This is a genomic window from Corynebacterium sp. HMSC064E10 (genome assembly GCF_001812505.1).
Lineage (GTDB): Bacteria > Actinomycetota > Actinomycetes > Mycobacteriales > Mycobacteriaceae > Corynebacterium > Corynebacterium amycolatum.
Map to the genome: position 1 here is coordinate 660,594 of NZ_KV809173.1, position 14,242 is coordinate 674,835.

12 protein-coding genes and 1 pseudogene are annotated in these 14,242 nt (G+C 57.6%); 8 read left to right on the plus strand and 5 right to left on the minus strand.

Annotated features, from left to right (window positions below; genetic code table 11):
- Position 1: 1 nt before the first annotated feature.
- From HMPREF2860_RS04680 to HMPREF2860_RS04695, 4 genes are read right to left on the minus strand one after another with little or no spacing between them, the layout of a single operon-like run.
- Entirely contained in the window at positions 2-820 is an 819-nt protein-coding gene (locus tag HMPREF2860_RS04680) for a metal ABC transporter permease (protein WP_038628210.1), read from the minus strand.
- A complete protein-coding gene (locus HMPREF2860_RS04685) occupies positions 813-1,643 on the minus strand; it encodes a metal ABC transporter permease (RefSeq protein WP_070560612.1) in 831 nt (276 codons plus the stop codon). The genes HMPREF2860_RS04680 and HMPREF2860_RS04685 overlap by 8 nt, the downstream gene beginning before the upstream one ends.
- Positions 1,633-2,301 carry a metal ABC transporter ATP-binding protein gene (locus HMPREF2860_RS04690; protein ID WP_222867335.1) on the minus strand — a complete coding sequence of 223 codons (669 nt, stop codon included), beginning with the start codon at positions 2,299-2,301 and terminating at the stop codon, positions 1,633-1,635. The genes HMPREF2860_RS04685 and HMPREF2860_RS04690 overlap by 11 nt, the downstream gene beginning before the upstream one ends.
- Positions 2,302-2,324: 23 nt before the next feature.
- A complete protein-coding gene (locus HMPREF2860_RS04695) occupies positions 2,325-3,455 on the minus strand; it encodes a metal ABC transporter substrate-binding protein (RefSeq protein ID WP_070560610.1) in 1,131 nt (376 codons plus the stop codon).
- Positions 3,456-3,730: 275 nt separating this feature from the next.
- Here HMPREF2860_RS04695 and arsC point away from each other — a divergent pair, with 275 nt between their 5' ends.
- The 8 genes and pseudogenes from arsC to HMPREF2860_RS04735 all read left to right on the plus strand — a co-directional run bounded on the left by arsC (position 3,731) and on the right by HMPREF2860_RS04735 (position 12,899).
- Positions 3,731-4,075: an arsenate reductase (glutaredoxin) gene (arsC, locus tag HMPREF2860_RS04700; protein ID WP_070628627.1), complete on the plus strand. Its 345-nt coding sequence runs from the start codon at positions 3,731-3,733 to the stop codon at positions 4,073-4,075.
- Between the two features lie 197 nt (positions 4,076-4,272).
- A pseudogene (locus HMPREF2860_RS04705) lies at positions 4,273-5,669 on the plus strand (MFS transporter).
- 142 nt (positions 5,670-5,811) lie between these two features.
- Complete coding sequence (locus tag HMPREF2860_RS04710; RefSeq protein WP_080969535.1) at positions 5,812-5,979, plus strand: antitoxin; 168 nt, start codon at positions 5,812-5,814, stop codon at positions 5,977-5,979.
- A 249-nt stretch (positions 5,980-6,228) separates the two neighbouring features.
- The gene (locus HMPREF2860_RS04715) at positions 6,229-7,218 is read left to right on the plus strand and encodes a FecCD family ABC transporter permease (protein ID WP_239392939.1); all 990 of its coding nucleotides are present in this window, start codon (positions 6,229-6,231) and stop codon (positions 7,216-7,218) included.
- Positions 7,215-8,075 (plus strand): ABC transporter ATP-binding protein, encoded by an 861-nt coding sequence (locus HMPREF2860_RS04720; protein WP_038628188.1) that lies wholly within the window; start codon positions 7,215-7,217, stop codon positions 8,073-8,075. The genes HMPREF2860_RS04715 and HMPREF2860_RS04720 overlap by 4 nt, the downstream gene beginning before the upstream one ends.
- Positions 8,076-8,173: 98 nt before the next feature.
- Positions 8,174-9,199: an ABC transporter substrate-binding protein gene (locus HMPREF2860_RS04725; RefSeq protein ID WP_038628185.1), complete on the plus strand. Its 1,026-nt coding sequence runs from the start codon at positions 8,174-8,176 to the stop codon at positions 9,197-9,199.
- Positions 9,200-9,316: 117 nt separating this feature from the next.
- Positions 9,317-11,053: an ATP-binding cassette domain-containing protein gene (locus tag HMPREF2860_RS04730; RefSeq protein WP_239392938.1), complete on the plus strand. Its 1,737-nt coding sequence runs from the start codon at positions 9,317-9,319 to the stop codon at positions 11,051-11,053.
- Position 11,054: 1 nt separating this feature from the next.
- A complete protein-coding gene (locus HMPREF2860_RS04735; RefSeq protein WP_070560606.1) occupies positions 11,055-12,899 on the plus strand; it encodes an ABC transporter ATP-binding protein in 1,845 nt (614 codons plus the stop codon).
- Positions 12,900-12,945: 46 nt separating this feature from the next.
- Here HMPREF2860_RS04735 and HMPREF2860_RS04740 read toward each other — a convergent pair whose 3' ends face one another.
- Positions 12,946-14,241: an alpha/beta fold hydrolase gene (locus tag HMPREF2860_RS04740; protein ID WP_070560605.1), complete on the minus strand. Its 1,296-nt coding sequence runs from the start codon at positions 14,239-14,241 to the stop codon at positions 12,946-12,948.
- Position 14,242 lies beyond the last annotated feature (1 nt).

Consider the following 14,242-nt stretch of genomic DNA (forward strand, 5'->3'; position numbering starts at 1 on the left):
TTCAAACTCTAGCGCTATTGCGTGTTGACGCAATCTTGAGGGGGACATAGAAACAGCCGGCGCATACACCAATGCAGCCACCAACTGACAGATTCGCCGCCACCGCAATGAATAGCCCCACCAGGCCAATCGCGATACCCATCAATGGCGCCAACACGAATAGCAAACGGGTATCGTTCACTACCCCAACGAGCGCAGCTGCCGGGGCAGCTAGCAGCGCGATGGATAGAATCGTGCCGACAGCCGGAATCAGCGCCACCAGAGTCAGAACGATGAGCCCGCTGATGACCAGCTGTGCTTTTCTCCTCGAATGCGCGACTCCGAAAGACTCCGGGTCGAAGGTGAAGTAAATCAGCTGCCGCCACCGAGCCACCAGCACCAACGCCACCAGCAGCAAGAGGCCACCGGACAGCGCAATATCAATCTTGTTCACGTTGAGTACGCTGCCGACCAGGAAACTCTCTACCTTCACCGGCAACGGGGCGAACCACTTGTTCAGGAAGTAGCCCAGTGCGAACCCAAATGTCAGCACAATTCCCGCCGCCGAGGACGTCGTTCCCACCTTTGACAGACCGAACAGCGCCCCAATCGGAATACACATCAGAAATGCTCCGATAAAGAGGAACACCGAAATCCACGAGTGGCTCAGGCCGAGCGCTGCCGCAATAACAACGCCCACAACCGCGCCGGGAAAAGTCGCATGTGTAATCGCTTCTGCGAAGAACACTTGTTTTCCCAGCACCGCGAGCACCCCAACTACTCCAGCCAGGGCTCCTACCAGTATCAGTTCGATAATTGGCAAAATCAGGATGCTAGACACGGTCGCCTCCCAGCACGACGCGCAGCCCCAGTGCCATGAAATACAGTCCCACCGAGGTCAGCGCGACGACTGCCTGAGGCGACACCGGCCCCAAAGGCACCAGTGCCAAACCAACGATTCCGCTGAGGCAGCCCACTGCAATCGCGATCGGCACCATCACATGAACTCGGCGAGTCAGCAGTCTCGCCGCCGCTCCCGGCACGACCAGATATCCGACTACCAGCAGCACGCCCACTGCGCTTGCCGACGACACCACGACCGCAGCAATCGCCGCGTTAATGGTGAGGTCGGCGCCCCACACATTGACGCCTGCGGCTTTGGCACCGAAGCGATCAAAGGCAACAAACACCTGCTGGCGCCAGGTCACTGCGATAAGAACCAAGGCGATGGCACAGACAATCAGGGCGCTGGTGAGACGGGAGTCAGTGACTTCCAGCAGTCGCCCGAACATGAGCGCTTCCAGCTGTCCTGACTGGTCACCTTTCTTCAGCGAGAGAATCACACCGATGGAAAAGAAGCTGGTCAGTACAACTGCAACTCCGGCTTCCGACATGTGCGAGCGCGATACTAAGGTCAGTGCTACTGCCACTACCACCGCAAATGCTGCAGCCACCGGGATAATCATGTCGATGCCGCCGAATACGGCACCGGCCACAATTCCGGGAAAAATAGAATGCACCATGGCCTCGGCATTGAACTCGAGGCTACGCAGGTTCACGATGACACCGACCAGGCCAGAGACCGCCCCGAGGGCAATCAGCAGCACTAGTGGCCTAAACATGAAAGGCGCTACCCCAAGCTCATTCGCAAGCTCAGTCCACATAGGCTGGCACCAACTTCGAGGTCGCACCAAAAGCTGGCTGCTCCGCCACGATTAATGTGTTTTCGCAGGTTTCCTCGGCAAGCACGAGATCATGGGTGGCCGCGATAATTGCCGTGCCATTTTCCTTCAGTTCGTTGAGGAGATTCAGCAGCATCGCCCGATTTTCAGCGTCGAGGCCGTTAAACGGCTCGTCGAGAAGCACGAGTTGCGGACGTGCGACGATGGCACGCGCCAACAGAACGCGTTGCTGCTGACCACCGGAGAGGTTGCCGAAACGTTCACTGGTGCGGTCGGCAAGCCCGACTTTGGCTAGCGCTGCGTGGATGCGTTCTTTGCGGTGTCCAAGCGGTTGGAAGGGGTGCAGTTCGTGCAGCACCCCCATGGCGACGACATCGAAAGCCGTGACCGGAAAAGTGCGATCGAGGTCTGCCGACTGCGGGACGTAGGACACAATCTTCGCGTTGTTGTGCATCTCACCAGCGAGAATACGAGTCCCACCCAGGATTCCGCGCAGCACAGTCGTTTTTCCAGAGCCATTGGCGCCGATGAGTGCAAGCCCGGTACCCGGTGCGACATTGGCGGTGATGTGATTGACGATGGGTACCGCCGTGTAGCCGAATGAGGCATCGCGGAGCGTGACTATGGGTTCGGCAGACATGGGGTTAGCTAAGCGGTTACGGCTCACTTGATGCCCTCTGGCAGCGGCGCGACAGTTCCGTCCCATGCCGTCACAACCTGAGTGACGTTGTGGATGATGGAACCGATGTAGGTTTCGCCATCACTGCCAGCCGGACCAAGGGAGTCGCCGTAGAGTGCGTCCTCACCAACGATGGCCTTGACACCTGCGGCCTTAGCGATCGCCTCAATTGATTTCGAGTTGTTCGAGTTCTCCGCAAACAGCGCAGTTGCACCCGAGTCCTTCACGGTCTTTGCCGCCTCGGCGATATGCGCGGCCGTGGCATCCTGCTGCTCGTTGAAATCAGACAGCGCTGCACCGATGAAGTTGATATTGAACTCGTGGGAGAAGTATCCAAAGGCATCGTGGCTGGTAAACAGCACAGGGTCCGACACGGTGGCGATGGACTTATTTGCCCACTCATCCAGCTGATTCAGCTTGTCCTGGTAGGCCGCAACGTGGTCGGCGATGGTGGACTTCAGCTCATTGTCGCCACGTTCCTCAGCGACCTGTTCCAGTGCGTAGCCGATATTGGCAACCTGAACCTTGGCGTTCTTCGGCGAGGTCCATACATGCGGATCGAAGCGGAATTCCGCCTCCTCACCGGGTTCTTCCGGCGGGAAAGGCCATGGGGCGACATCAATCTTTTCCACCCCTCGGTCGATGGTGTAGTTACCATTCTTCGCCTTCTCTGGTGGCAGCGGCTTGGTTTTGTCCGTGTCCTTGGCTGCCTTCATGGCATCTACGTCACCTGCAGTGAGAACGCCACTGGTTACTGCCATCGTTCCGGAAAAACCCGAGGACTCAATCGCCTGGTCCAGGAAGTGCTCCAAATCGACTCCGTTGACGAACAAGAGATCGGCGTTACCAGTCTTGGTCAGCTGCTCATGGGTCATTTCCAGCTCATGTGCTGTTGCATTCGGCGCCAACAGACAGGTCAAATCAACTTCATCGATGTCCAGCTGCTTCACGTAATCACAGATCTGTGTCGTGGAAGCCACGACGTTGATTGGGTTCTCGCCGCTGGCTCCCTCACTGCCATCGCCACACGCTGCAAGGCCAGCGCCCGCTAGCAAGATTGAAAGGCCCGCACACATGGACTTAGCTGATCGCGAAAGCTTTCCGGAAATTGTCATGTTGGTGTCCGCTCTTGATTGTTTGTTATTGCTTTACGACGGCTACGCTGACCGGCCGCTTCAGTAAATCTGGTCACCTTAGGGGCGGTTGGGGCGCACTTCGCCGTTCACCTATCACGTGCGAGAGTAAACCTAACGACAACTATTTTCAACCTATTGAACTTAAGTGTTGTTGGCTTTACGGCCCTTCAAGATAAATAATGAACAAGGTCTCACCACATATAGTTACGCCGCTCCGTCAACCGTCACACCACAACATCAGCCATGATGGAGACATGGAAGCGAAGATTTACCACAACCCCCGCTGCTCAAAGTCCCGCCAAGCTCTCGCCGTACTACGCGAGGCCGGAATCGAGCCGGAGATCATCAAGTACCTAGACACTCCTCCAACCAAGACCGAGCTGCGCTCGCTAATCGAGACGGCCGGCCTGAACGTCATCGATGCCGTGCGCACCAAGGAAGCAGAGTTCAAGGAACTGGGACTCTCTAAGGACTCCAGCGACGAGGAACTGCTGGACGCAATGGTCACACACCCACGCCTGATTGAGCGCCCGTTTGTCGTCACCAATAAGGGGGTAAGGATAGCGCGCCCCACCGAGGCAATTAATGACATTCCCTAGGCAGTGACAAGCATTAATTGCTTTTACGCCAACCCCCCTCAAAGACCCCCAAGGCCGGGAGGTTAACGCCCCATTAATAGAGACTGAAGTCTCTGTAAACTCAACGCTGAAACGATAAAGCTCTCCGCCTGCTGCCCTAAGCATCCACACAGGTTGCATTAGAGGCAACGGCGGCCTTCAGCGAAAGGACTGTCATTATGAGCAGTCAGAGGCTCGGCTGGCTCAGCGCACCCGGCCCAGCAGCTCCCCTCCCCGAGGAAAAATTGCCCCGACCTACCGGACCTGGCGATTCAACGTCTTCATGGGCATCTTCATCGGCTACGCGGGCTTCTACCTCATCAGAAATAACATCCCCCTGGTGTCCGCCGTACTGGAAAAGCACGACCTACTTGGCGCAGCCGGAATCGGCATCGTAGCCAATGCAGTTCTGTTCTCCTACGGCCTATCCAAATTCTTCATGGCCATGCTCTCCGACAGAGCCAATGCCAGGTACTTCCTCCCACTTGGCCTAGCACTGTCCGCGGTCGTAAACCTCTTTGTTGCGTTCGTCCCAGCCATCAGCGCCTCTGTTGCAATATTCGCGACAGTCATGTTCATCAATGGTTGGTTCCAAGGCATGGGCTGGCCTCCCTCTGGACGAGTTGTCGTCCACTGGTTCTCGACATCCGAGCGCGGCACTTTGATGTCGATCTGGAACACTGCCCACAATGTCGGCGCCGCCGTCGGCGGTGCTCTGGCAGCCTGGGGCTTGCATTCGTTCGCCACTTCCGACGCCGACTGGACTCCCGCATTCTGGCTACCGGCAATTGTCGCGCTCGCGATTGCCGCCATCGCATTCCTGCTGATTCGAGATAACCCGCAATCCATGGGCCTGCCTCCGGTCGAGGAATACCGTAACGACCCGGACAAAGTCGAAGGAACTAATGACGAGGCACAAGAACCCTGGTTCACAATCGTCAAGAACCATGTTCTTACCAATCCGGTTATCGTCATGCTGGCACTTGCCAATGTATTCGTCTACGCACTCCGTTACGGAGTTCTTAACTGGATTCCGATTTACTTGACAAACGAATTGCACAAGACCAACGTCACGGGCGGAATCATCGGATTCATGCTCTACGAGGGCGCAGCAATTGTTGGCACCCTGCTGTGCGGATGGGTCTCCGACAAGGTCTTCAAGGGTTGGCGCTCAGGCGCCGGCATGCTCTTCCTGGTTGGCACCGGCATCACCATTTTCGCATATTGGCAGCTACCCGCCACGGCACCATTGTGGATGTTCTACGTGCTCATCTCCCTGATCGGCGCACTCATTTACGGTCCAATCATGCTTATCGGACTGCAGGCCATCGACCTCTCGCCTAAGTATGTTGCGGGAACCGCAGCTGGTTTCACTGGATTGTTTGGATACCTTCTCGGCGCAACACTCGCCTCCACTGGTGTCGGCCTCTTGATCGACTTCGCAGGCTGGAATGTTACATTCGCGACCCTCATTGGCGTTGTCGCTATAGCGTTTGTCCTCATGATTTTCGTCGGCAAGTACGAGCGCGATGTCATGCACAAGGCAGATGAAGCCCGCACCAAAACAGCTCAATAACTGTCAGTCACGGTGTTGCTAGTCGAATATCAACTTCACTCCGTGGGGCCAATACGGTCGCAAGGTCACCAATTCATCGGTACACTCTATGTCACAAACGAAAAAACGCGAGTAGACATTACGAATGGAAGGAGACTTCACCATGGGACTTATGGACAAGGCCAAGGAAGCACTGAGCAACGAAGAGAACACCGATAAGGTTCTGGACAAGGCTGAGCAGCTAGGCAAGGAGAAGCTCGGCGAGGACAAGGCCGACCAGATCAAGAAGGCTCGCGACATGGCAGACGAGCGCCTGGGCGACGAGAAGTAAGCTACAGAGCTTTTCACCCCGCATTAGCACCCCACTTTCACAGGGGAGCTGGTGCGGGGTTTTGTTGTCCTTAGGAGATCCCACAGGACCGCTGACGCGCCTTTATTGACAATTATTTTCACATTGTCCATCATTAGCCAAGTGAAAACTATTGTCGATAGAGCTTCTCTTCCGCGTCCTCGAAACCAAAAACTTCGATCCCGGCTCTTCGGCTTTCTGTTTTTCCTGGCCGTCCCCGCCACAATCCTCTTGGCGATCTCCATCGGCCCCGCGGGAACCGGTTTCAGCAACGGCATCGTCGCACTGCTCACTCCGCTCATCAATACGCTTTCCGACGACCTCCCAGCTCTCAACCACCTTCTGCCAGAGATATCCCCTGCCACGCAATCACTTGTCTGGAGCATTCGACTACCGCGCGTCCTCCTTGCGGGACTGGTCGGCGCCTCGCTCGCTGTCGCAGGCGCAACCATGCAGGCAGTCTTTCGCAATCCACTGGCGGAACCCGGTGTTACCGGTGTCTCCTCCGGTGCAGCAGTGGTAGCCGTTATTCTCATCGTCACTGGCGTGGCCGCGAAAGCGCCGTGGGTTCTCTCGGCAGGCGCGTTCATAGGCGCGTTGCTGGCTGTCATATTTGTCCAGATCGTCGCCGGTCTCAATGGCGGCAGCGGAGCCACCCTGTTGCTCGTCGGTATTGCACTCAACGCATTCCTCGGCGCAGTCATCGCCGCCACCATCGCAAACGCACCACACAGTGATGACGCACAACAGGCCATGTTCTGGCTCAACGGCGATTTAACTGCTGCCAATTGGCAGGACATTGCGCTGGCAGTCGGCCCCATTACCGTCGGCACGGTTATCTTGATGATGCTCATTCCCGAACTCAACCTGCTCCTCCTCGGCGAAGAACAGGCCGCTGCCACTGGTATGCGCACAGTCTGGATCCGGCAACTGCTACTCGCCCTGGCTGCTTTAGTCACGGCAGCGGGCGTCGCTGTCACTGGCGTTATTTCCTTTGTCGGATTGGTCGTCCCGCACCTGATTCGCCTTGCCATCGGCCCCGATCACCGCAGCCTGCTGCCCATTTCTATGTGCCTCGGCGCAGTGTTTCTCATTCTCGCCGACCTCGTCGCCCGCAGTCTCTTTTCCCCAGTTGCTCTGCAAACTGGCACAGTCACCGCGTTCCTTGGCGCACCTGCGCTACTCGCGTTGATTCTTCGGCAAGGTGGTCGCCAGTCATGAGTCAGCAGACGCAAAATCTCACTGACCACGTCACTAAGCCAGACACCGACAGCACCGCGCTGCTGCGGGCTACCGACCTCAGTGTCGGTTACCGCAATCGGACCGTCGTAAGTGGCGTGAACCTTGCTATTCGACCTGGCGAAGTCCACGGCATCATCGGCTCCAACGGCACCGGAAAATCCTCCTTGCTCCGTGCTATGGCTGGCATTGTGACACCGAGTTTGGGGCAGGTTGAGCTCCTCGGCACGCCGCTGACGAAGCTTCGTGCCCACGAACGCGCCACTCGATTGGCGTACCTGCCACAGCACACACCGGCCGATGCTGCTATTGACGTTCGAACTGTCGTGGCACTCGGCAGGTACGCGCACCACCGTCGGCGTGACCGTTTCCGCAGCTCACTAAACTCCACGGACCACGACATCGTCGCCTACGCGCTAGACCGCGTTGGTGTCACCGCACTCGCCGACCGCCCTATCACGGCTCTGTCCGGCGGGCAGCGGCAATTGGTGTTCATCGCAAAGCTATTGGCACAACAGGCCAAGGTCATGCTTTTCGACGAACCCACTGCAGCCTTGGACATCGGGTTTCAGCTGGAAATCCTCGAGCTCGTCGGCGAGCTTGCCGACGAAGGCCACGGTATCGGAGTCGTCCTTCATGACCTCAACCTCGCTGCCCGCAGCTGCCACCGGCTCAGTGTGATTCACAACGGCGGATTGGAAGTCACTGGTTCCGCCGAAGCGGTGCTAACACCTCCCCGAATAGATGCGATTTATCGCATCTCCAGCGCTGTCGATACCGATCCGCACACCGGTTCGGTGCGAGTGACGGCGTTGGCTCGGGCTCGCCCGGCTGACTGATTGCGGCTAACTGATTCAGACTGACTGATTCCAGCTAGCGATAACGCAACTGAAAACTTTCCCGACAATCAAAACTCAACATTCAAGGAAGTACTTTCGTGTTTTCACCAACTTCTCCTATCTCTGCCTTGAAGCGAAACTCTAAAAAGGCCTTCGCTCTGCCGTTGATTGCAGCGCTCCCACTCGCTGCGGTCGTCGCCTGTTCCTCTTCGGAGGAGGCGTCGCAGCAGCCGTCGTCAAGCGAAACTTCGACAAACCAGCAGGCGCAGTGGCCGCGGACTGTGACAGTCGGCGACCATGACGTTACGGTGCAGAGTCAGCCGAAGCGCATCGTTGCACTGTCGACCGAGGTTGCAGATCTGGCGCTGGAACTGGTTGGGCCAGAGCGTGTCGTCGCGGTGACGAAGAACGCGCTCGATGAGACCTCTGGTAATCAGGTTGAGCTGGCGCGTAAGGTGCCTAATGCAATTGCCAACTCCACGAAGCCGGATCCGGAGCAGATTCTGTCCTATGAGCCGGACATGGTGTTGATGACTAGCCGCCATGATCAGGAGCAGTCGGCAAGCAAGCTGCTGGGCGCCAGCGATGTTCCGACCGCTGCGTTTTCCAGCAGTGATTTCGCTTCGCCGAAGGCGCTGGCAGAATCGGTGACCACGCTCGGCAAGTTGCTGGGAGCTGAGGACAAAGCGGCCGAAATGGTTGCCAAGATTGAATCGGAAACCGAAGAGATTCTCTCGGGAATTGATTCCACAACTAAGCCAAAAACGCTGGTCCTGTTTGCCCGCGGTGGTCAGAAGATGATTATGGGAATGCAGTCGGCGACGACGAATCTCGTTGAGCTGGCCGGTGGCGAGCCGATTTCGCCAAAGGGCAAGCGCCCGGGTGCCGTTCCCGCTGATCCGGAGACAATTGTGCAGCTCAATCCGGATGTCATTTTGATTCAGGATTTCCACGGACAGGGCAAGGCTCCATTCCAGGAGTTGCTGGATAATCCGGCGCTTGCCGACGTCGCTGCGGTCAAGAATGATCGAGTGCAACTGATCGATGCGAAGACGACCTCTGGCACCGCCGGAATGCACATGCCCGATGGACTGCGTGAGATCGCTGACGCGCTGGCTAAATAGAAAATAGGTTTTCACGTCGCTATGTGGATTCATGAAGCACTGACTTCGCCTCCCCGCGGAATGCACTGGGTTTTGTTATCCAGCTGGGGGCGTAGCTTTTCCTTCGCTCTCAGTGCCGTGTCTCTTGGACACGCGCTCGATGCTCTCAGCAGTTTGCACGGCGGTATGACATTCACCAGTGGCGGCAATTGGTTTGGGGATTGGGGGCTTCATGAATCCCTGGCCGCTACAATTGTGGCGGTCATTCTAGGAAGCCTCTGTGCTTATGTCACCGAGGCACTACCACCACGGCTAGCTGGGGAGCAGGAAAAGCTGTGGCGCTCGCATGTGGTTGGCAGTGTGCTGAAGCCGGAGTTTTCTGCTCCTGAACAGGTCACGAAGCACGCAGATGGAAAAGGGCACGGTGGCGGGAAATCCGGTCACGCACACCGAAGCGCCTCTAACACTGGCGAGGGCCTACTCTTCGATGCAGCGACCGCAAGCGTCGAACAGACCGCGAATTACCGAGCGACATTTCTCGCTCCCACGTTGGCCTCGTTTAGTGCTCCACTGATTATTTTGGTGGTCTGGGCTTTGTGGGTGGATACGAAAACCGCCTTGTGGCTGGCACTATTTTTCATTTCCACGCCGTTGATCATTATTGGGGCTGGAAAAATCCTGCGGAAATCCAATGCGACGTATCGCCGAAAGCAAGCGAAGGCCACACATGCGTATTTGGAAATGCTCGAAGGGCTGGGCACATTCAAAGTTCTTGGAGCAATTGACCGGGTCATGACGCGTTTTGCCAGCCAAACTCGCACCGCGATGGCTGAGCTTACCGCCCTGCTCGCCCGCAATCAGCTGATGATTATTGTCAACGATGCTGTTTTTGGAATTGCAATGTCGACTACAGCAATCGGCCTTGTCCTGCTGCGTTTACAGGCCGGCGCAATCAGCGTAGGCACTGCTCTCGCAGGTGTTTTTCTATCCGTTCTGCTCTACGAGCCCGTTAATCGTGTCGGTCGGACCTTCTACATCGGACTCGGTGGACGCACCCATCGAAATGGAATTGTGGAGATGTTCGGTGAACCTCCAGCTGAAGCGTCCACAGCCGCAACAGCGCATTCCACCGATGCCTCCGCGCCGCAGGCACCGCACGCACAGCACGCACCGGAGATTTCCCTCCGCGATGTCAGCGTTGACATCGGCGAAAAGCGCATTCTCTCCGATATCAACCTGACAATTCCAGCCGGCAGCAGAGTCGGCATCGTTGGCCCCAGCGGTTCCGGAAAAAGCACACTCCTGCGTGTACTCGCAGGCCTGCAGCCACATTCCGGGGAAGTCTCCCTCGACGGCCACGCTCTTTCAACCCCGGAGTTGCTCGCCAATTCGCTACTCATCTCCCAGCAACCAGCCATTTTCGGCACCACCGTCGCGGACAATCTTCGCATCGCATGCCCGGACGCAACGGCCGTCGATATGCGAAAAGCACTTCGCGACGTGCACTTACTCACCGAAATCGAACAGCGCCCTGGTGGTCTCGATTCGGAAGTCGGCGATCAGGGCAATTGGCTCTCGGGCGGGCAACGACGCCGCCTGGCCATTGCGCGTGGTCTGCTCGGTACTGCTCCGATTGTGCTTCTCGACGAGCCGACAGCGGACATCGATCGCCGGACGGAAGGTCTCATCAAGGAGTCCTTGACCCGCCTCGCTGAAGGTCGCACGAGCATCATGGTCGCTCACCGAATGGAGGCACTATCGGACGTTGACCTGGTCATTGTCGTCGCTGAAGGCCGGATTGTGGCTGCGGGCAAACCCGACGAATTGAGCACAAGCAATGAGTATTACGCACGGGCGCTGACCGAGGAGAGCTGACATGAACAACATCATCTGGTTGCTGCGCTTTTCCGCACAGGCTCGCGGGGCGCTCAGCGCATCTATCCTCGCACGCGTGGTTGGGCACATACTGGGTGCATTAATGCTGGCCGTGCCTGCCTGGGCAATTGCCACAATTGCGCTGTTGAAGTGGGACGCAACCGGCTCGTCGCAAAGCAAGGGCATGACGTGGACCTGGGCGGTCATTGGCGTGATTGCGGGGCTGGCGCTGCTGAAAGCGATTCTGCGGTATGTCGAGCAGTACCTCGGACATTTGGCGGCATTTCAGCTGCTCGGCGAGCTGCGACTGTGGATCGTCGAGCGCCTTATCCCGCAGGCGCCCGCGATAACCGATGGGCTGGGTACTGCCAGAATCCACACGATTGCGATTCGTGATGTTGGCCGCGTGGAAGTCTTCTTTGCGCACACAATTGCGCCCGCGGTGACGGCCGTATTAATTCCTCTGCTGGCGGTCGTGACGGCGGCATTAACGGCCGGAGCACTGCCTACGATTGCTCTGGCACTGACCTTTGCGGTTGGCTTTGTGATTGCGCTCGCAGGCTCTAAGAAGGCGACGACGGAGGCCTCCGCAACGAACTCCACACGCACGGAGATTGCGCAGTATATCGCCGATACACTGCGACTTCGGGAGGAAATCCTCATCTACGGCGCAGCCGAGCAGCGGCTGCGGGGACTGCGCGAGCTCGACGAGCAGCTCACCCAGAAGATGCGTGCAGGCGGCAAGCGGGCTGGACTGCGCTCTGGTGCGACTGGGCTTCGGATTTGGGGCGGCAGCATCGCTGTCTTTTGTGCTGGTATCCCGGCGCTTTCAGCCGATTACCGCATGCTGCCCGCAGTTTTGGTGGCGACGTCCCTGGTGGCGGGAACAGCTGCATCGATGGATTCGATCGAGCGCCTGGCATCTTCTCTGCCAGCAGGGCTCAATGCAGTCACTCGGATTAGGGAGCTGGCCGCGCAGCCACCGACTGTGGAAGAACCGCGGCAGCCGGAGCAGCTGGAGATGCCGAATCAGTTTGAACCGCGACATGCGCAGGGCGCCCGGGCCAACTCCGTCGACCCTGTCCCTGCCCTCGAACTGAGCGATGTCAGCTATCACTACCCTGGCGCCGATAACCGTGCTCTGACCAAGATCAATCTGCGCATTGCCACAGGCCAGTTCATCGGTGTGGTCGGCCCCACCGGTTCGGGCAAGTCCACGCTTTCCCGGCTAATCCAACGGCATGTCGATCCGGATGCGGGAGAGGTCATCATCAATGGTCACAATGCCCGTGACCTCGGCTCAACCAATGTCTGCCGAGCTGTTGTTGTCGCAGATCAGAATCCTTTTCTCATGGAGGCCACTGTCGCTGAGAACTTGTGTCTCGGCGCACCTGATGGCTGCGAGGTTCCCGAATCGCTGATGCACTGGGCACTCGAACTCGCTGCCATCAACCCTGCTGAGCTACCGCTGGATAGGCCCATTGGCCGCCGCGCGCAGCGGCTTAGCGGTGGTCAGCGTCAACGTCTGGCGCTGGCTCGCACCTACTTACGCGCGGTACTTGCCGACGGTTCCGTGCCCAACGGCCCCGGTGCCAACCTCGCCGGAAAGATTGCCATTTTCGACGAAGCCACCAGCCACCAGGATCCACTGACGCAGGCTCGTATCGTCGACAATGCCCGCGCATGTGGCGCGACCTGCATCTTCATTGCACACCGGCTTCAGACTCTGACCGAGGCCGATGACATCCTGGTCATCGAAAACGGCCAACTCATCGAGCGCGGCACTTATGACAACCTCTTGCGCGCCGACGGCGCCTTTGCTCGACTTGCGCGCGCACAGGTCTAGGCTCGGTCGAGCTCACCGCGCTAAGACTCAGCGCTCGGATACTCGCCTAGTGATCCTCGACGAGCTCGCGGAGCCGCGCAAAGATTGCCGCGCCATCGTGGCGAATACCGTCATGCTGGAATGCATTGGTCACATGTGGTCGCAGATCTCGGTAGCAGTTGGCTGTCCCCATCGAGTAATCGAACGGTACGAAAATGTCGTCAAGATAAACCGCGGCTGCCGAGGTCGGAGCGTCGGCAAGCAAGCGCGCGGAATCATACGGCGAGTTTTCCCAGGTGTGCTGCGCCAATTCTTCGGCCTTTTCCTTGAACGGAATGAGCGCAGGGTCTTCGTCGAATTGCCAGGGGAAAATGTGCTCGCCGGTGAGGTAAAACAGCTCGTCACCTGCGGGATTGGCATTTTCTTCGAAACCTGGAATCTCCTCGCGAATGCGGTGCGCTGCCCAATTAGTTGTGGGCTGCTCCCCGACACCGCCATAAATGGATTCGTGAATCGCGGCGTATAGCGGCCCCTCGGCGAAACTCACGCGGGATCCGACATCGGCTAGGAAATCAATGCGCAATTGCTTTTCACCATTGCGAATGTGGAATGGCTCTTCCAACAAATACGCCAGATTGTGGAATCCATCTCCGCGGCCCAATTCAATTCCGATGGTTCGGAATCGGCGAGAACTCAGACGCTCACCGGTGGGGAGAGTTTCTGCAGATTGCTCCAGGTGCGCGCAGATTTCTCGAATGCGATTCTCCACCCACGGGTATTCGCGATAAAAGCGCTCGTGGCGGGTGCGCAGCTTCGCATATGTCGTGCGATAAAGGTCGTCAGCGCCACGATCCAGAACGGGCAAACCACCCGTGAGGTAAGCGTGCTCCACGGATTCCGGATAGCGGCTGAGATATGAAGTAATGCAAAAACCACCAAAGGACTGCCCATACAGTGACCATCTCGCAATGCCCAAATGCTTTCGCAATGCTTCCGCATCTTCGACAATGTATTCCTGACGCAATTGCGCAAGCCGCGCGCCCGGAATATCCGCAATATTGGCCGCATCAATTCGATGCGAGCGCCCCGTGCCACGTTGATCCAAAAGAATCACGCGGAATTCCTTCAGCGCCTCACCAATTACTCCGCTAGTTCCCACCGGACGCGGTGCCGGGAAGCCTGGACCTCCGTGCAAATAGACAATTGCCGGCGCGTCCTCATTTCCTGGCGTATAGATCTCCCTTGCGAAGAGCTCAAATGTCGCAGCATCCGCAGCCCCGGTAAAAGGATCCCAGGGAACCTCAAGGGTGTGTTCCTTAATAATGTGCCCAAAATGCCTGCTCGCAGTACTCGTCGATGCCATG